Annotated in this window: 18 protein-coding genes; all 18 read left to right on the plus strand. The window is 56.4% G+C overall.

The features are described 5' to 3' along the window. Positions 1 to 20 precede the first annotated feature (20 nt). Positions 21 to 1025: a branched-chain amino acid ABC transporter permease gene (locus tag N3G78_07075; GenBank protein ID MCX8117673.1), complete on the plus strand. Its 1005-nt coding sequence runs from the start codon at positions 21 to 23 to the stop codon at positions 1023 to 1025. Continuing rightward, positions 1022 to 1810, plus strand: a complete 789-nt coding sequence (locus N3G78_07080; GenBank protein ID MCX8117674.1) for an ABC transporter ATP-binding protein — start codon at positions 1022 to 1024, stop codon at positions 1808 to 1810. Before N3G78_07075 ends, N3G78_07080 begins: the two co-directional genes overlap by 4 nt. A 9-nt stretch (positions 1811 to 1819) precedes the next feature. Then, positions 1820 to 3463, plus strand: a complete 1644-nt coding sequence (locus N3G78_07085; protein MCX8117675.1) for an AMP-binding protein — start codon at positions 1820 to 1822, stop codon at positions 3461 to 3463. Between the two features lie 17 nt (positions 3464 to 3480). Further along, positions 3481 to 4227 (plus strand): ATP-binding cassette domain-containing protein, encoded by a 747-nt coding sequence (locus N3G78_07090; GenBank protein ID MCX8117676.1) that lies wholly within the window; start codon positions 3481 to 3483, stop codon positions 4225 to 4227. A 23-nt stretch (positions 4228 to 4250) separates the two neighbouring features. Next, complete coding sequence (locus N3G78_07095) at positions 4251 to 4823, plus strand: nitroreductase family protein (protein ID MCX8117677.1); 573 nt, start codon at positions 4251 to 4253, stop codon at positions 4821 to 4823. A 442-nt stretch (positions 4824 to 5265) separates the two neighbouring features. After that, positions 5266 to 6075 carry an ABC transporter ATP-binding protein gene (locus tag N3G78_07100; protein MCX8117678.1) on the plus strand — a complete coding sequence of 270 codons (810 nt, stop codon included), beginning with the start codon at positions 5266 to 5268 and terminating at the stop codon, positions 6073 to 6075. Further along, positions 6059 to 7993, plus strand: coding sequence for an AMP-binding protein (locus tag N3G78_07105; protein MCX8117679.1), 1935 nt, complete (start codon positions 6059 to 6061; stop codon positions 7991 to 7993). The genes N3G78_07100 and N3G78_07105 overlap by 17 nt, the downstream gene beginning before the upstream one ends. An 18-nt stretch (positions 7994 to 8011) precedes the next feature. Further along, positions 8012 to 8896 (plus strand): branched-chain amino acid ABC transporter permease, encoded by an 885-nt coding sequence (locus N3G78_07110; protein MCX8117680.1) that lies wholly within the window; start codon positions 8012 to 8014, stop codon positions 8894 to 8896. 69 nt (positions 8897 to 8965) lie between these two features. Further along, positions 8966 to 10060 carry a branched-chain amino acid ABC transporter permease gene (locus N3G78_07115; GenBank protein MCX8117681.1) on the plus strand — a complete coding sequence of 365 codons (1095 nt, stop codon included), beginning with the start codon at positions 8966 to 8968 and terminating at the stop codon, positions 10058 to 10060. Positions 10061 to 10264: 204 nt separating this feature from the next. Continuing rightward, positions 10265 to 11509, plus strand: coding sequence for an ABC transporter substrate-binding protein (locus tag N3G78_07120; protein MCX8117682.1), 1245 nt, complete (start codon positions 10265 to 10267; stop codon positions 11507 to 11509). Between the two features lie 81 nt (positions 11510 to 11590). Beyond that, on the plus strand, positions 11591 to 12358 hold the full coding sequence (locus tag N3G78_07125; protein ID MCX8117683.1) for an ABC transporter ATP-binding protein: 768 nt from the start codon (positions 11591 to 11593) through the stop codon (positions 12356 to 12358). Positions 12359 to 12371: 13 nt separating this feature from the next. After that, positions 12372 to 12929, plus strand: a complete 558-nt coding sequence (locus N3G78_07130) for a hypothetical protein (protein ID MCX8117684.1) — start codon at positions 12372 to 12374, stop codon at positions 12927 to 12929. Positions 12930 to 13147: 218 nt separating this feature from the next. Further along, a complete protein-coding gene (locus N3G78_07135; protein ID MCX8117685.1) occupies positions 13148 to 13825 on the plus strand; it encodes a CBS and ACT domain-containing protein in 678 nt (225 codons plus the stop codon). A gap of 101 nt (positions 13826 to 13926) precedes the next feature. Next, a complete protein-coding gene (locus N3G78_07140; GenBank protein ID MCX8117686.1) occupies positions 13927 to 14376 on the plus strand; it encodes a MerR family transcriptional regulator in 450 nt (149 codons plus the stop codon). Beyond that, a complete protein-coding gene (locus tag N3G78_07145) occupies positions 14321 to 15526 on the plus strand; it encodes an acetyl-CoA C-acetyltransferase (protein MCX8117687.1) in 1206 nt (401 codons plus the stop codon). The genes N3G78_07140 and N3G78_07145 overlap by 56 nt, the downstream gene beginning before the upstream one ends. Positions 15527 to 15565: 39 nt before the next feature. Further along, the gene (locus tag N3G78_07150) at positions 15566 to 16420 is read left to right on the plus strand and encodes a 3-hydroxybutyryl-CoA dehydrogenase (GenBank protein ID MCX8117688.1); all 855 of its coding nucleotides are present in this window, start codon (positions 15566 to 15568) and stop codon (positions 16418 to 16420) included. Positions 16421 to 16555: 135 nt separating this feature from the next. Next, positions 16556 to 17701, plus strand: a complete 1146-nt coding sequence (locus N3G78_07155; protein ID MCX8117689.1) for an acyl-CoA dehydrogenase family protein — start codon at positions 16556 to 16558, stop codon at positions 17699 to 17701. A gap of 92 nt (positions 17702 to 17793) precedes the next feature. Continuing rightward, positions 17794 to 18942, plus strand: coding sequence for a (Fe-S)-binding protein (locus N3G78_07160; protein MCX8117690.1), 1149 nt, complete (start codon positions 17794 to 17796; stop codon positions 18940 to 18942).

The following is an 18942-nucleotide window of genomic DNA, read 5'->3' on the forward strand; positions in this document are numbered from 1 at the left end:
CAAAGGGAACTGCAAGGGTGATGGAGAGACGGAAGGAGAGATTAGATAGGGGAATCAAAGTCCGGACCGAGGGCATCTACGCCATCTCTTCCCTGGGGGAGATCAGTTATTTGGTCTTGCCGAGGCTGGCCTTGATCGTCGGCATCCTTCTCCTCCCGCTCTTGATGCCCTCCCTATACTGGAACCGGGTGATCTCCATCGTGGGGATCTATGGACTTTTGGCCCTGGGCTTCGACTTTCTGGCCCACTATGTGGGGCTGGTGTCATTGGGAGGCTCCCTGTTCATCGGGGTGGGAGGATACCTTGCGGCCATTTTAAACAAATCGCTCGGCCTCCCTCCGCTGGTCACCCTTCCCCTGGCTACCCTCCTCGGAGCGGTGCTCTGCACCCTTCTGATCCTCCCTGCCCTCCCCCTGCGGGGCGTCTACTTTGCGATCGTCACCCTTATGTATCCCCTCATCATCTTCAGGATCATCGAGGCCCTCAACATCCTGGGGGGCACGGACGGGATCCTTGGCGTGGCCAGTTTCCCCAACCCCTGGTTAGAACAGTATCTCATCCTGATCGTGGTGATCGTCGCCCTCTTCGGATTGAGACGCCTGGTGAACGAGGACATCGGTCTGGTCTTTCGTGGGATCAAAGACAACGATCAGGCGGTCAGGGCCTCGGGGCTGAGCATCACCTATTACAAGGCGGTGGCCGTCTTCATCACCTCCGTCTTGGGCTGTTTCGGAGGCGCTTACTTCGTCCATATCTACATGGTGGCCGGAATCTCCCTGTTCGCCCTCGACTACTCGGTCATTCCCATCGCCGCGACGGTCATCGGCGGAGGAGGGACCCTGGTGGGTCCCCTTTTGGGGTGCTTCATCCTCGTTCCCATCTCCGAACTCCTCCGCGCCTTCGGCACCCTCCGGATCGTCTTCTATTCCGTCATCCTGCTGGCCTTCATCCTGTTCCGGAGCGAGGGGTTCATGGTCTATGCGCAGCGGAAGTACCATCAATTCGAGAGGTGGGTCAAGGTATGAACGGTGAGCCGATCCTTCAGGTCACCAAGGTGTCGAAGTCCTTCGGCGGCATCCAGGCCGTGAGGGAGGTCAGCTTTCAAGTCCAGCCGGGAGAGGTTTTCGGGATCATCGGTCCCAATGGCTCCGGAAAGACGACCCTCATCAACTGCATCACCGGGTTCATCAAAATGGATTCTGGAAGGGTCCTCTTTAAAGGAAAGGACATCACCAATCGAGCGCCCGAAAAGATCGCCAATCTCGGTCTGACCCGGACCTTCCAGATCATGAGGCCTTACTATAGCCTCCCGGCTTATAAAAATTTGATCATCCCCCTCTTCTCCCCGAGGGCCCGGAAGACGGGGGGATGGCGGGGAGGCGGTAAACTCGGGGATCGGGCCACGGTCAGCATCGACATCCTCGAAGAGATCGGATTCGAAAGGGACTCCTTCGTCCCGTATAAGCTGGCCTCCAACCTCCCCACGGGGTATCTCAAACGGCTCGAGCTGGCCCGATGCCTCGCCCTGAAGCCCGATCTCATCCTCTGTGACGAGGTCTTCTCGGGGCTCAGCATGAGCGAAATCGCCAGCATGGTCCCCTTGATCGAAAAGTTGCAGATGGATGGGATCACCCTCGTGATGATCGAGCACCGCTTGCGAGAGCTCTTTCGGGTGGCCAACCGGGTCATGGTCCTCAACTTCGGGGAGAAGTTGACCGAAGGGGTGCCGGATGAGGTGATGGCCGACGAAAGGGTGAAAGAGGCCTATTTAGGTTCGGAAAAACTCCTCGATTATAAGTTCGAGGCCTGATCGAAACCCATGAAAGAAGAACTGGTCTTTACCCAATTCGAAAGGATCTGCGAGAAGTACCCCGACCGGGTCGCGGTCATCTATTTGGGTGAAAAATATACCTACGCCCGGCTGAGGGATCTGATCGATCGATTCGCCACCGCCCTCCACCGTTTGAACGTTCGCAAGGGCGACAAGGTCCTCCTCTATCTCTCCAACTCGGTTCAATGGGTCATCTCCTTTTTCGGAATCCAGAAGATCGGCGCGGTGGCTGTCCCGGTGGCCCCCATCTACACCTCTTACGAAATCGAATACATGATCAACGATTCGGGCGCCGAGACGATCGTCTGCCTCGATACCAACTTCGGTTACGTCCAGGACATCTTCCCGAAGACCGGCCTAAAAAGGATCATCGTCACCAACCTGGCTGACCTCCTCCCCTTCTATAAACGGGCCGTGGGATATCTGTTCGACAAGATCCCAAAAGGGATCGTAAAAAAGGGCCCCCATGTCTACTCCTTCACAGATCTGCTCAGGCAACGGCCAGAGAGATTGAGGGTCGAGATCGACCCCTGGACCGACCTCTCCTACATCCTCTATACCGGAGGGACGACGGGCTTTCCGAAAGGGGTCCCCGGAAACCACATGGGGATGGTCTCCTACGTGAGGGATATCATGGAGGATGTGGTGGGAGGCTATATCGAGGAGGGCAAGGATACGTACATCGCCATCAATCCCCTCTTTCACATCATGGCCCTGGGACTCTTCGTCGCCATCGGCCTCAATTACGGCAATACGACGGTCATCATGCCCGTCCCCCAGGTCGACTCCATCCTGAAGGCCATCGAAAGATACCGGGTCCGGTGGTTCCTCGGAGTCCCGGCCCTCTACCGGATGATCCTCGAAAACGACCGGTTGAACCAATACGACCTGAGCTCCCTGAAATACTGCTATTGCGGCGGGGATGTGCTTCCCATCGAGGTCTTCAAAAGGTGGAAGGAACTGCTGGGCATCTCCATCTACCAGGTCTACGGATCCACTGAGGCGGGCCACGTCACCTACAGCCGTCTCGACCGGGAGCCGGAACTCTCCTCGATCGGGCAACCCCTCAAAACGAGACAATGCAAGGTGGTCGACCCCGACACGCTCGAGCCCCTTCCCGTGGGAGAGGTGGGCGAGCTCCTGGTCACCTCCGACTATACGCTGAAGTATTACTGGAACAAGCCCGAGGAGACGAGCCGTGCTTACGTCAATCTCGATGGCCAGGTCTATTATCGAATGGGCGATTATGTCCGGCTCGGAGAGGATGGAAACATCTACTATGTGGAGCGCTCCGCCGATGTGATCAAGCATAAGGCCTACCGGGTCTCGGCCTCGGAGATCGAGGCGGTCCTCCAGGATCACCCCACGGTCATCGGTGCCTGTGTGGTCGGGGTCCCCGATCCGAAGGTCGGCGAGCGGATCAAGGCGATCGTCGTCCTCAAAGAAGATGCCAGGGGCGTGGACGCCTCGGAATTGATTCGGTGGTGTCGGGAGCGTTTGGCCCCCTATAAGGTGCCTCAGTATATCGAATTCAGGGACATGTTGCCCAAATCGAAGGTCGGGAAGCTCCTGAGACGGGAGATCCGGAGCGAAGAAAGACGGAAGATCGCCCAGGAGAAAACCAAAGGGTAAGAACGGGGAGGGTCGAAGTGCTGGACGTCAGAAACCTCATGGTCTTTTACGAAAATGCCCTCGCCATTAACAACATCAACCTAAAATGCGAGGCCGCAAAAGTGACGGGCATTTTCGGGGCCAATAGCGCGGGAAAATCGACCCTGATGTATACCATTTCGGGGATCATCCTCGACGTCAAGAAGAAAGAGGAGATGAGGGGCGGGGAGCGGATCACCCTCCTCGGTAATATCCTATTCGAGGGGGCGGACATCACCTGGATGAAACCGAGCGAACGCGCCAAAAGGGGGATCATCCTCTGCCCCGAGAGGCGGCGGATCTTTGCCGAGAGCACCGCCCTCGAAAACCTCAAGATCGGCGCCTATCTGGCTTCCAAAACCCAGGCCAGAAAGACCCTCGAATACGTCTTTTCGATCTTTCCCCCCTTGGTAAAGCTGAAAAGGAGAGAAGGGGGGTTCCTCAGCGGCGGAGAACAACAGATGCTGGCCATCGGAAGGGCTTTGATGGCCCAACCCAAACTGCTTCTCCTCGACGAACCCCTGTTGGGTCTGAGCCCTCTGATGGAGGTGATGCTCGCCAGGGCCATCCATGACATCAATGTCCAGACCGGGATCACCATCCTGATTTCGGAACAGTATGCCCGTCCCGTTCTCCCCATCGTCCACTACGGGTACATCCTTGAAAATGGAGGGGCGGTGCTGGAAGGGAGCTCCAAGGACTTGATGGAGAACCCGGACGTAAAGTCCGCTTACTTCGGAATATAAAACCGAAAAAGGAAGGAGCATGCATGGACCTCTTTACGGCGATCAAAGAGAGACGGAGCTGCCGAAACTTCTTGCCCGACCCTATAGACGATCCCACCCTTGAAAGGCTTTTGGAGGCCGCCATCTGGGCCCCCTCGCCCCTCAACAGCCAGCCCTGGGAATTCATCGTGATCACCAGTCCTGAGATCAAAGAGAAGATCTTCGCGGAAGGCGAGAGGTGCCGTCAATGGGCCCTTGAAAAGAGCGGCTGGAAGTGGTTGGGGTCCTACACCCTCGACTTCTTAAAAACCGTCCCCGCCCTCATCGCGGTCGTGGGAGATCCCAAGAAGTCAGGCGTCGACCTCTTCATGGAGGAGGGCCCGATGGGATATCAGGCCGCCTGCGCCGCAGCCATCCAGAACCTCCATCTGGCTGCCCACGGCCTCGGCCTAAGCAGCCTCTGGTTCACCCTCTTCGACAAAAAGGCCATGAGGGAGATCCTTCGCATCCCTGCCGAAAAAGTCCCCCTCGCACTGATCTGCATCGGAAAACCCGCAAGCCCCCCTGCTCCAACTCCCCGTAAAGAGCTCAGGGAGAAAGTCACCTTCCTCCGCTGATCTCGTTTGGGATGGGGTAAGGAGACCGAGCCCAACCCCCGGCAAAAATGGGTCTTTCGGGCCTCGGGAAAACTATATTGTAGCTATTTCTTAACTTCTTTAACCCTCCGTTCTTCCAAGAGATTTCCTCCCTCCAAGAGAACCTTTTCACATTTAACGTAAACTGGAATTTTTTTCTTGACAAAAAGATGGCGTTCTGATAATAGAAGGGTCACGATTTTTCTGGGTGGGCTTTTCGATTCCTTTCCAGCCCTTCTGTCCGCATCGAACAGACAAATGGAGGGCGCCCGGTGCGCCCCGATGGAGAGGCTGAGCCAAATCCCGATGAAGGAAAAAACCTCGATTCCTTCCCTTTGGCAAAGCAAGCCCCCTCTACCCTCATCTCCCTGCCTTAGGCTATCCAGGCAAGTCAGCCGGAATCCCTATTCAAAAGGAGGGCTTCATGGTCGTAACCAATGAGACCCAGCTCAAGGTGGAAAATATCCATATGGCCTTCGGAGGCGTCCAGGCCTTGCTCGGGGTCAGTTTCGAAGTGAAAAAGGGCGAGATCTTCTCCATCATCGGCCCCAATGGCGCCGGGAAAACGGTCCTTCTCAACTGTATCAACGGGCTCTACAAACCGCAGAAAGGGAAGATCTTCTTCGAGGGAAAGGACATCAGCACCTTAAAACCCTACCAGAGGGCGGAACTGGGGATTTCGAGGACCTTCCAGAAACTGGAGCTATTCAGGGGGGCCACGGTCCTCGATAACATCCGCCTCGGGCGCCATATCCATCTGAAATCGGGTCTTCTCAGCAGCGCCCTCTACATAGGGAAGACCGCGAGAGAAGAGATCGAACATCGGGATTTCATCGAAAGGGAGATCATCGACCTGCTCGAGATCGAACACATCCGACACAAGATCGTCGGGATGCTCCCCTACGGGCTTCAAAAGAGGGTGGAGTTGGCAAGGGCCTTGGCCCTCAATCCAAAGATGATCCTCCTCGATGAGCCCCTTGCCGGCCTCAACCTGGAGGAGGTCGAGGATATGGCCCGGTTCATCCTCGACATCAATGAAGAAGAGCGATGGCAGACGACCTGTGTGCTGGTCGAACACGACATGGGGGTCGTCATGGACATCTCCCACCGGGTCATGGCCCTCAACTTTGGAGAGAAGATCGCAGAGGGTCCCCCCCCCGAGGTCCAGAAGAACCCCAGCGTCATCAAAGCCTATTTAGGAGAGGCGGAGGATCTCTATGTCACAAGACGTTAAACACAGAGAGGTGCCCATCACCAAAGATTTGACCATTCCCAAGCTCTGGCTGGCTGCGGCGAAGAAGTACTGGGACAAGAAGGTCGCGATGCGCGAGAAGGAGTTCGGCATCTGGGTCCCCATCACCTGGAAGCAGTACTATGAGAACGTCAAGAGGATCGCCCTCGGGATGGTCTCCCTGGGGCTCGAGCGAAACGACAAGGTGGCCATGATCGGAGACAACCGACCCGAGGCCCTCTGGGCCGAGATGGCGGCCATGTGCGTGGGAGGCGTCGGCGTCTGGCTCTTTCAAGATTCGCTCATAGATGAGGTCCAGTATATCATCGACCACTCCGATGCCAAACTGATGGTGGGCGAAGGACAGGAGGAGGTCGACAAATATCTCATGATCAAGGAGAAGTGCCCCAAGCTGAAGAAGATGATCTGGGACGATCCCAAAGGCATGAGAGGATACGACGAGCCCACCTTGATGAGCCTCAAGGAGTTGATGAAAATCGGCGAGGACCTGGATAAAAAAGAGCCCGGCCTCTTCGAGGATTTGATCTCGAAGGGGAAGGGAGACGATATCTGCCTCCTCTTCTATACCTCCGGAACGACGGCCCTGCCCAAGGGGGCTCTCCTCACCCATTACAACATGCTCACCATGGGCCGAAACCTCATGCGGGTCGATCCCTACTTCGAGACCGATGACTTCGTCTCCTATCTTCCCTTCGCTTGGATCGGCGAGCAGATGATGTCGATCTCTTGCGGGATCCAGGCCGGGTTCACGCTCAACTTCCCGGAGGAACCGGAGACGGCCCAAGAAAATATCCGCGAGATCGGCCCCCAGGTGATGTTCGCGCCCCCCCGGATCTATGAGCAGATGGTCCGAAATGTTCAGGTGAAATATCTTGACTCCACCTGGGCCAAGCGGAAGGCCTATGAGCTGGCGATGAAGATCGGATACCACGTGGCGGAGCTGAAGTTTTCCAAAAAACCGGTCCCCTTCCAGTGGAAGGCCCTCAACTACCTGGCCTATCTCGGGGTTCATAAAAAATTGAAGGATCACCTCGGCCTCTCGAGGATCAGGTATACCTACACCGGTGGGGCCGCCATGGGTCCCGACCATTTCAGGTTCTTCCACGCCCTCGGAGTCAACCTGAAGCAGATCTATGGACAGACCGAAATTGCCGGCATCTCCGTTCTTCATCGAGACGGCGATATCAAATTCGATACGGTGGGCAAACCCATCCCCGAAACCGAGGTGAAGATCACGCCCGATGGGGAGATCATCTCCAAGAGCCCCTCCGTCTTCCAGGGATACTATAAGATGCCCGAGGAGACCGCCAAGGCCTTGAGGGAGGGATGGCTCCACTCGGGCGATACCGGCTTTATCGATTCCGATGGCCACCTGGTCGTCTTCGATCGGACCAAGGACGTGATGGTGTTGAGCGACGGGACGAAGTTTGCGCCCCAGTACCTGGAGACCCGGTTGAAATTCAGCCCCTATATCAAGGATGTCTGGGCGATCGGGGATAAGAAGCCCTACGTCACGGCCGTCATCTGCATCGATTATAACGTGGTGGGCAAATGGGCGGAGGATCGAAACATCGCCTACACCAGCTACCCGGAACTCTCTCAGATCCAGGAGGTCTATGAACTGATCAAAAAAGAGATCGTCAAGATGAACCGAGACCTCCCCCCAGTCGCCCGGGTGAAGAAGTTCGTCAACCTTTTTAAGGAATTCGATGCGGACGATGACGAATTGACCCGAACCCGAAAATTGAGGAGGGCCTTTGTGGAAGAGCGTTATCGGGACATCGTCAACGGTCTCTACTCGGACGTGAAAAGCGTCCACATGGACACCAACATCACCTATGAGGACGGAAGGGTGGTCCATATCAAGGCCGACATGAAAGTCATGGAGGTCCCTCAATGATCTGATCGAGGAGGTCCTATGGAGATCTTTTTACAGCTATTAATCACGGGGATCTTGGTCGGAAGCATCTACGCTTTGGTGGCCCTCGGCTGGACGCTCATCTATAAATGCTCAGGCGTCCTCAACCTGGCCATGGGAGAGCTCACCCTCATCGGCGCCTATGTCTGCCTCACCTTATATCACTTGGGCATTCCCTTCATCCTCGCCCTGTTGATCACCTTAGCCATCGGCTTCATCCTCGGCATCCTGACCGAGGTCTTATTCCTCAGGCCCATGGTGGGAGAGCCTGTGCTCGCGGTCATCATGGTGACGGTCGGGCTGGCCTTCTTCTTCAGAGGCCTGGTCATGCTCATCTGGGGGACCGACACCGTGGTTTTCTCCCCCCCCGTCTTTCCGATGGAGCCCCTCAAAATCGGGAGGATCGTCATCGGCCAGGTCTTCCTTTGGGCCTTCATCGCCTCCGTCATCCTCATGATCGCCTTCGTCTCCTTCTTTAAATTCACGAAGTGGGGCCTCTCCATGCAGGCCACGGCAGACGACGAAATGGCCGCCCTCTCTCTGGGGGTAAACGCAAAGGTGGTCTATGCCCTGGCCTGGGCTATCGCCTTCATGGCGGCTGGCGTGGGAGGCACCCTGCTGGGAAATATCAATGGTCTCAATATCTCGGTTGGGTACCTCGGCTTGCTGGTCTTGCCGGCCGTCGTTCTGGGAGGATTGAACTCGGTCCCGGGCGCGATCGTGGGCGGCCTCATCATCGGGGTCCTCCAGAACCTGGCCGATGGCTACCTGAGCCGTTACACCCCGGGCGGGGTCAAAGATGTCTTCCCTTTTGCGGTCATGGTGATCATCCTCCTCTTCAAGCCTTACGGCCTGTGGGGATGGGTGAGGATCGAACGAGTCTAAAACATCACACCCCCTCCCCTTCCCTCCCCTCTCCCGGGGAAAAGGAAGGGTGGGCGGAGGAGGTTCCTTATGAATTATCGTCCCTGCGGTGTCTACCATCAACATTATCGTCAGGACCATGCCTGGTGGCAGACCAAATTCGTCTGGGGGAAGATGATCCTGCTCTTTGTCAGCATCTTCTTCCTTTTCCCCCAATTCGCCAGTATGTACCTCATCTCCATCGCAAATGTCGTGGGCTATACCATCCTCTCGGCTATGGGGGTCCAACTCCTCATCGGGTATTGCGGACAGGTCACCCTCGGCCATGCGGCCTTCCTTGCGACCGGCGCCTATACCTGCACCCTCCTGATGCTTCAGCTCAACGTCCCTTACCCCATTGCCATGGTGATCGGCGGCCTCGTTGGAGGTCTGTGGTGTGTCCTCTTTGGGCTTCCCTCCGCCAGGGTCAAGGGATTTTATTTGATCATGACCACCATGGCCGCCCAGTTCCTCACGGTCGAATTCTTCATCACCCAGTACATCAGCCAGATCGGAGGAAGGGGCGTGGCCTTTTCGATCCCGCCCGGTACGGTGAAGATCGGGCCATGGGTGATCAAAGATGATAAAGATGTTTACTACCTGATGGCCATCCTGGTTGTCCTGCTCACCCTCGTCATGGCCAACCTGGTGCGGTCGAAAATCGGAAGGGCCTGGATCGCCATCCGCGACAACGATATTGCTGCGGAGACGATGGGCGTCAACATTGTCTACTATAAACTGTTGGCCTTCTTCGTGGCCGGGTTCTTCGGCGGAATAGCCGGCGCCTTCTGGGTCACCTCCCTGGCAGCCGTCAGCCCGGAGCACTTCCACTTCGGGTGGTCCCTCTGGCTGGTGGGGGTCATCCTCATCGGAGGCGTGGGAAGCATCCACGGGACAATCTTCGGCTCCCTGTTCATGACCCTCATCCCAGAAGCCCTCAAATTTTTCATCTTCATCCTGACGGAAAGCCCCTTTTTGGTGGGCCTGATGCCCTTCTTGCCTCACCTCCTTGAGAAATTTCTCTACGTGAAGGAGGCGGCCTTTGGCCTCGCCATCGCCCTCTTCCTCATCTATGAACCCAACGGTCTGGCATACCGATGGTGGCAGATCAAGAATTACTTTAATCTCTGGCCCTTCTCTTATTAACCAAAAGGGAGGTCCCTGAGGAGGCGAATCGCCCCAAAACATGTGGATCGGATCGATCACGAATTCCCCATCGCCCATCACGAATTAAAAAAGGAGGTGGTGCCCGTCAATGGATGGTGGGAGGTTCAAGTGGATGGTGGGAGGGATTTAATCGGACGTCATCTTTTTTTCGTACTTTTTCAAAGTCCTCATAGGAGGTGAAAGATGAAAAGGAAGATCGTGATAGGGTTGATTCTATTGCTGTGCCTCTTCGCCTCATGGGCCATCGCCCAGGAGGTGAGGTTGGGGGCCCTCCAGGATACCACCGGTGCGACTTCGGATGTGGGAAAGGACGAGGCCTTGGGAGTCCGCGAGGCGGTCCAATATTACAATGATAAAGGGGGGATCAACGGGAAGAAGATCCGTTTGTTTCAATACGACTACGGTTACCGAATCCCTGAGGCCATCACCACCTACAAGCGATTCAGGGACTACGACAAGGTGGTGATGGTGCTCGGGTGGGGCACCGGCGATACGGAGGCCCTTTCGCCGACTATCAATGCCGACAAGATGCCCTATCTCTCCAGTTCTTTCTCCGCCCATCTCTGCGACCCCAAAAAGACCCCTTATAACTTCGTCTACGGAACCGACTATTCGACCAATGCCCGGGGCGCCCTCCAGTACTGGTTCGACGAAGTCTGGAAAAAGGACCCCAAATGGAAGGAACTGAGAGAGAAAGGGGCGAAACCGAAGTTCGTCTGCTTTATCGATACCGCCTCTCCCTATGCCACCGCACCCATCAAGGCAATCAAAGATCAAGCCACTATATTGGGAATGGAAATCGGACCGGATCAGCACGTCGCCCTGACAGCCCTCGACACGAAGAGCCAGGTCATTGCGGCCAAGGGCTTCGGCGCCAACATCGTGTGGCATGGGAATACGACCATGTCTGTCTCGGCGGCCCTGAAGGATGCGATGGCCCTCGGTCTCGGAGCCGATCACATTATCAATAACTGGGGATTCGACGAAAACCTCCCCAAATTAGCGGGGCCTGCGGCCGAAGGGGCGATCGGGTTGGCCGCATGTTCCTTCTTCATCGAAGAATTTCCTGCGAAGAAGACCGTGGTCGAATATGCCAAGAAGCTCAACCCAGGCATCCCCCTCGAAAACCGTCTCATCCGGACGGTCCAGGGATGGCTGAAGGTGACCCTGGCTGTGGAAGCGATGACGAGGGCCGACAAGGCGGGAAAGTTGAACGGCCCGGGGATCAAAGAGGCCTTCGAAACCTTGAGGGATTGGCCGGGGTTGAAGCCCTTCGGCGGGCAACTCGTCACCCTCACCCCGGAAGATCACCGCTACAGTTCCATCGTGACGATCGGCCGGATTATCAAAGGAAAACCTCAGACGGTGGGGACCATCGACATGCGTGCCAAATATCCTGACCGATGGGCCGCCTGGTTGGGGTGGTAATCGGACCCGTTTCGCGGAGGAGGAGACGACTTGGAACAAAAATCGAACGACATCATCTTAAAGTTGAACAATATCGAAGTGATGTACCACGAGGTCATCCTGGTCTTGAAGGGGGTCTCGATCGAAGTGCCCCATGGAGGGATTGTCGCCCTCCTCGGGGCCAATGGAGCTGGAAAATCGACCACCCTCAAATCGATCTCGGGCCTTTTGAAGCATGAGGACGGGGAGGTCACCGACGGCTCCATCGAATTCATGGGAGAGAAGATCCACCATCTCTCCGCGGAGGAGATCTCCAAGCGGGGGATCTTCCAGATCATCGAAGGTCGAAGGGTCTTCGGTCACCTCACGGTGGAGGAGAACCTCCGCGTAGGGGCCCACCTTCGGGCCGGGGGGAGCGCCATGAGGGAGAGGCTCGAGATGGTCTATCACTATTTTCCAAGGCTGGTGGAGCGCCGAAATGTAATGGCGGGGTTCATCAGCGGAGGGGAGCAGCAGATGACCGTGATCGGGAGGGCCCTGATGGCCCAACCGAGGCTGATGCTTCTGGACGAACCCTCGATGGGGCTGGCTCCTCTCTTGATTAAAGAGATCTTTGAGATCATCTCGAAATTGAATAAAGACGAGAAGATCCCCCTCCTCCTGGTCGAGCAGAACGTGAAGCTGGCCCTCACCGTCGCTCCCTATGCCTACGTCCTCGAGAACGGAAGGCTGGTGATGCACGATACGTCAGAGAAGTTAAAGGAGAACCCGGATATTCGGGACTTTTACCTCGGCCTCTCAGACCTCGGCGAACGAAAGAGCTTCAGGCAGGTGAAACATTACAAGAGGAGAAAGAGATGGCTCACCTAAAAAGGAGGTTTCTATGCGAAAAATATCTGTGGTCCTGATGCTGATATTGGCCCTCTCGATGGGCTGTGCCGGCCTTCGACCCACCGATGAGGCTGGAAAACCGAAGGTCACCCTGGATCGTGTCGAAATCGCAAGCTATTTCCCGTGGGTCGATCTTCCCACGGCCACGCCCCTGGGGCTCGCCTTTGTCTTCAACATTGAGAACCCGAGCTCCTATAATATCATGCTCGACAACTTCAAATTCACGGTCTCCTTCGAGGCGGCTCCGGGAAAGTATATTGAAATCGCCACCCCAACCGTCTATGACCGGATCTACTTCCCGCCCAAGACGACCAGCCAGTATCGGGTGGTAAGCATCTTGAGCTCGGGCACGATCCGGTTGACCCTTCTCGTGGCCCAGGCTCCCAAGGTTCAGGAACTGAAGCTGAACCCGGCCGATCTCATCAAAGATTGGTATGCGAAGGTGGGCGATTTCAAGTTCGGGATCAAAATCCACGAAGGCATGGCCGTCTTCTCGACCGAGAAGGGAGATGTCTTCGTTCCTTTCGAAGGACACTTTCCCAAGAAGTGATTCCGTTGCCTTCAACGCCTCCTCCCTCCCCTCACCCGCTCCTCCTCCCGAAGGAGGGGGAGGGGGAAGAGGGGAGGGTTGGATGAGGCCGGCCCCGGTCGCCTCCGTTGCCTTAAGGAAGACCTCTTTAAGGTGCGATGGCAATCAGCCAAGGATTTGACCCTCGGTTGAAAATGTGATACAAAAAGTTCTAAATCGTATGAAAGGAGAAGGAGAGCATGAAGATTCAGTACAAGGGGTTCATGAGAGAAAAGATCCGGAGAAATCCCATCACCATCAGCCCCGATGCGAACTTCTTCGAAGCCCGTGCCCTGATCCATGAAAAGGGGATCCGGCATCTTCCGGTCGTCGACAAGGACGGGCAGCTCGTCGGCATTGTTACGGATCGGGACATCCGGGAAGCCGCCCCCTCCGATGCCACGCTCCTAAGCGTCCAGGAACTCAACTACCTTCTCGGAAAGTTGAAGGTGGCCTCCTTCATGACCCCCAAGGAAAAACTGATCACCATTACTCCCGACACCCTGATCGAAGAAGCGGTCAAGCTGATGAGGGACCACAAGATCGGGTGCCTCCCCGTGGTGGAAGAAGGAAAATTATACGGAATCTTCACCGAGACGGATGCCCTCGACCATCTGGTGGACATCTTCGGAACCAACCAGAAAGGAACCCGCCTGACCATCGCCTTCGAAGACAAGCCCGGGACGATGGCGAGCATCCTCGAAATTTTTAAGAAATTGAACATCAACATCATCAGCATCGTCACCCCCTCATTCATGGTGGACGGAAAGCGGATCGCCGCCATACGGATTCAGACCGAAGATTATCAAGAGGCGGTCAATCTCCTCGAGAAGGCCGGTTACGATGTCCTCTCCGTTGGAAAATGGCCCTCCGTATAGTCAGGAAATAAGTTGGGAAAAACCAGACCTTCCCTTGGGGGAAGTCCCCCGTTTTTTTCTTTGTCGAACTTTTCAGTTTACGTAAAGTGGTTTAAATCATTATGGAAATTGATGGCCTCAAATACTATCCCATCGGTGAGCTTGCCAAGCTGGTCAATCTAAGCCCGCGGACGATCCGGTACTACGAGGAGATCGGGCTTCTCAATTCCGTCAAGCGGATCGAGGGAGGAAAGAGAGTCTATACGGATAAGGATGTCCAGCGCCTCAAGTTCATCCAGAGGCTCAAACACCTCGGCCTCTCCCTGGCGGAGATGCATGAATTAGAGGCCATCTACCAGATCCATCGCACCAACCGCAAGGTATTGCCTCGCCTGCTCGAACTCCTCGACAATCACGTCAACCATATCGATGAGCGGATCAAAATCCTCCTACGGTTGAAGGCGGAGATCTTGAGCTATCAGGAAAAAATCCGGGAGAAGCTCAATGCCGAACCGGATGCACCCAAAGGAGGAGACCTTGAAAAGAGAGGTTCTGATCACCAGCGCCGTTAGGACACCCATAGGAAATTTCCTGGGGGCCCTCAGCGCCTTCACCGCCACGGAACTTGGAGGAAAAGTGATCGAGGAGGCGGTGAAACGCTCCAAAATCCAGAAGGAGGAGGTCGACGAGGTGATCATGGGAAACGTCCTCCCCTTCGGCCTCGGACAGAATCCCGCCCGCCAGGCCATGATCAAGGCCGGCCTACCCATGGCCGGCGGAGCCCTGACGATCAACAAGGTCTGCGGATCGGGCCTCAAGGCGGTCATGCTGGCCGCCCAGGTCATCCAGGCAGGGGACGCAGAGGTGATCGTGGCAGGCGGCATGGAATCCATGAGCCGGGTTCCCTACTACCTCGAACAGGCCCGCACCGGTTATCGCCTATGGGACGGGAAACTCATCGACGGGATGGTCCACGACGGCCTCTGGGATGTGGTGAACGACTACCACATGGGGTTCACGGCGGAGATCCAGTCGGTCAAATTCAAGATCTCCCGGGAGGCGCAGGACCGGTTTGCCTTCGAGTCGAATCAAAAGGCGATGCGCGCCATCCGAGAGGGAAAGTTCAAGGCCGAGATCCTCCCCATCGAGGTTCCTTCCAAAAAAGGGGAACCGACGCTCTTCGACACCGACGAAGGCCCAAGGGAGACCGACCTTCAGGCCCTTTCGAGATTGAAACCGGCCTTCAAGGAGGGAGGGGTCGTCACCGCCGGCAACTCCTCGAAGATCAGCGATGGCGCAAGCGCCCTCGTCCTCATGTCTTCGGAGAAGGCCGAGGCCTTGGGGGTGAAACCCCTGGCAAGGGTGGGGGCTCAGGCGGCAGCCGGCGTCGAACTGGAAGACGTCCTGGTCGCTCCCATCCAATCGATCCCAAAAGTCCTGAGGAAGGCTGGGCTCTCTCTCAAGGAGATCGATCTTTTCGAGATCAACGAGGCCTTTGCAGCCACCACCCTGGCCATCATCAAAACCTTGGGGATCGAAGAGGATCGGGTCAATATCCGAGGCGGTGCGGTCGCCCTTGGCCATCCGATCGGGGCCAGTGGCGCCCGAATCCTGACCACCCTTATCTATGCCATGAAGGATACCGGCGCCCACCGGGGCCTGGCCTCCCTCTGCCTCGGAGGGGGTGAGGCGGTCAGCCTGATCATAGAAAACATCGATTAGTCCCGATTTTGGACATTTTCGCCGAAGAAGGGGAGGCAGATGCAGATCCAAACGATCGGGGTCGTGGGAGCAGGGCAGATGGGAAGCGGGATCGCCCAAGTGGCGGCCCAATCCGGATTTCGAGTCGTGATGAGCGACATCGCAGAACCCTTCCTCCAGAAGGGGATCCTCGCCATCACGAAGAATTTGAATCGATTGGTCGAGAAGAAAACGCTCTCCGCCGAGCAGCGGGACGACCTCCTTCAGAGGATCAAGGGGACCCTTGCCTTGGAGGAGATGGCGGAGGCCGATTTTGTGATCGAGGCCGCCACGGAAAACGAGGCCCTTAAGTTGAAGCTCTTCAAAGAACTCGACCAGATCTGCCGCCAGGAGGTCATCCTTTCGAGCAACACCTCCTCCATCTCCATCACGAAGATCGCCTCTGCCACCGGGAGGCCCTCCCAGGTGATCGGGATGCACTTTATGAATCCCGTCCCCGTGATGCAACTGGTGGAGATCATCCGAGGCCATCAAACCTCCCAGGAGACCTTCGAGGTGGTTCGCTCCCTCTCGCAACGGATGGGAAAAACCCCGGTGGAGGCGAACGACTTCCCGGGGTTCATCTCCAACCGGATCCTGATGCCCATGATCAACGAGGCCATCTTCGCCCTCTACGAAGGCGTGGGCACGGCCGAGGCCATCGATACGGTCATGAAGTTGGGCATGAACCATCCCATGGGCCCCTTGGCCCTGGCCGATCTCATCGGCCTGGACACCTGTTTGGCCATCATGGAGGTCCTCCACAAGGGCTTTGGGGATCCGAAATACCGACCCTGCCCCCTTCTGAAGAAGTATGTGGATGCGGGCTATCTGGGACGGAAGGCGGGAAGAGGTTTCTACCAATATTCGACCTGACTTGGAAGAAAAGCAAAGGAAGACCAAAAATCTTCAAAAGGTCAACATTCTGATCTAAAACATGGCCCATTAAAATCCTCGTCTCCGGATTCTTTCGGTTTTTCGGTTTTCGGATTTCCGACCTTAGGGGCTCCGATGGATTTTAAGCTCACCTCCGAACAGGAGATGATCCGGGACATGGTGAGGGACTTCACGGAGAAGAGCATCAAACCCGTGGCCGCTCACCACGACAGGGAAAAACGATTCCCTTACGAGAATATCAAAAAGATGGCCGAGCTCGGTTTGATGGGGATGAACATCCCTGTCGAATACGGAGGCTCAGAGGTGGGGGTGATCGCTTACAGCCTGGCCATCACCGAGATCGCCAAGGGCTGCGCCTCCCATGCGGTCACCACCTCTGTCACCAATATGGTCGCCGAGGTGATCTACGAATTCGGCCAGGAGGAGATCAAACGGAAGCACCTGCCCAAGCTTTGCAGCGGCGAATACCCCGCGGGCTCCTTCGCCCTGACCGAGCCCCACGCGGGGTCCGATGCGGCCAACATCCGGACCCTGGCGGAGCGACGAAATCAGGCCTACGTCCTCAACGGGACCAAGGCGTTCATCACCAGCGGAGAGGTCTCGGGCGTCACCGTGGTCTGGGCGGTGACGGATCGCACTGCGAGAAAGGGGCGCGGGATATCGGCCTTCCTCGTCGAGAAGGGAACGCCTGGCTTTCGGGTGGGGAAGGCCGAAGAGAAGTTGGGCCATTGCGCCTCGGTGCTGAACGAACTGATCTTCGAAGACTGCGTCGTCCCAGCCAGCCATCTCCTCGGCAGGGAGGGCGAAGGTTTCAAAATCGCCATGATGGAACTCGATGGAGGCCGAATCGGGATCGGATCCCTTTCGGTGGGAGTGGGCTTTGCTGCCATCGACTTTGCCACCCAGTATGTGAAGGAGCGGGAGGCCTTCGGAAAGCCCCTCACCAGTTTCGAGGCCATCCAGTGGATGATCGCCGACTCCTACACCAGCCTCGAGGCCGCCCAGCTGCTCGTCCTGCGGGCGGCCTATCTCAAAGAGAACAAACTCCCCTTTACCAAAGAGGCCTCCATGGCCAAACTCTTTGCGACGGAGACCGCCAAAGAGGTGGCCCTTCGAGCGGTTCAGATGTTAGGAGGATACGGATATACGAAAGAATATCCCGTCGAACGATACCTGCGGGATATCATAGGGACGACCCTCTATGAAGGGACTTCGGAGGTCCAACGGATTGTCATTTCAAGAGAGATTTTACAAAGATAACCGAAGGAAAAAAGGGTTGCATGCTCTTTCGAATTCTGTTACGAATAGGATTGTGAATAATCTCTCAAAGACAGCCTGAAGGAGTCGACCCGATGGAATCATCTGAGCTCAACGTAGCGAGTAAGTTCGAGCTATACGGCTGTTATCAGTGTGGAAAATGCACAGGCGGTTGCCCGGTCTCCCTCAAATCGAGGCTGAACATCCGACGATTGATGATCGAGGGAATCCTCGGAAAAAACCTCGATCGGCTCGAAGAGCGAGAAGAGCTCTGGGACTGCACGACCTGCAAGACCTGCACCCTGAGATGCCCCAGAGGCCTCAAGCCGATGGACCTCGTCATTGGAATGAGGGGCATGCTCGTCGAGGAAGGCCACCTTCCCAAATCGATCATCGAGGCCATGGAGAATGCCTACAAGCATGGGAACCCCTGGGGGAAGGCCAAGAGCAAGCGGACGGAATGGCTCAAGAGCCTGCCCGAGGGGATCAAGGTGAAGGACTTCTCCCAAGGAGATCGGGCCGAATATCTCTACTTCGTCGGGTGCACGGCGGCCTCCGACCCGAGGATCCAGGAGATCGCCAAGGCGATGGTCTTCCTCTTTCAACAGTCAGGAGTCGATTTCGCCATCCTCGGAAACGAGGAACAGTGCTGCGGCAATGAAATCCGGAGGATGGGCGAGGCCGGGCTCTTCGAAGAATTGATGATGGGAAATGTCGAGCGTTTCGAATCCTACGGGATCGACCACATCCTCACCGCTTGTCCCCACGGATACAATGTATTTAAAAACGAGTATCCCCAAGGCAAATTCGAGGTCCTCCACGCCACCCAGATTTTAAGGGAGCGCATAGAAGAGGGAAAAGTCCCATTGACCCGTCCCGTCAAGAAGGTGGTCACCTACCACGATCCCTGCTTCCTTGGAAAGCAGAACCAGATCTTCGACGACCCTCGAATCCTCCTCACGGCCATCCCTGGGCTGACGTTAAGGGAGCTCGACCGTTCCCGAGAGAGGAGCCTCTGCTGTGAAGGGGGCGGCGGGAAGATGTGGGCCGAATCGTCGTCGGATACGGGCCAGCGCCTGGCCGAGATTCGGGTTCAGGACGCCGTGGCCTTGGGGGCCGAGGTCATCGCCACGGCCTGTCCCCTCTGTGTCCTCACCCTGGAGGATGCCGTCAAAACATCCGGACACGAGGAGAGGATCCGCGTGATGGATGTCATGGAATTGCTCGCGGAGGCCATCGATTGA

The organism is Thermodesulfobacteriota bacterium, from assembly GCA_026415035.1.
In the GTDB taxonomy this organism is placed as follows: Bacteria; Desulfobacterota; BSN033; order BSN033; family UBA1163; genus RBG-16-49-23.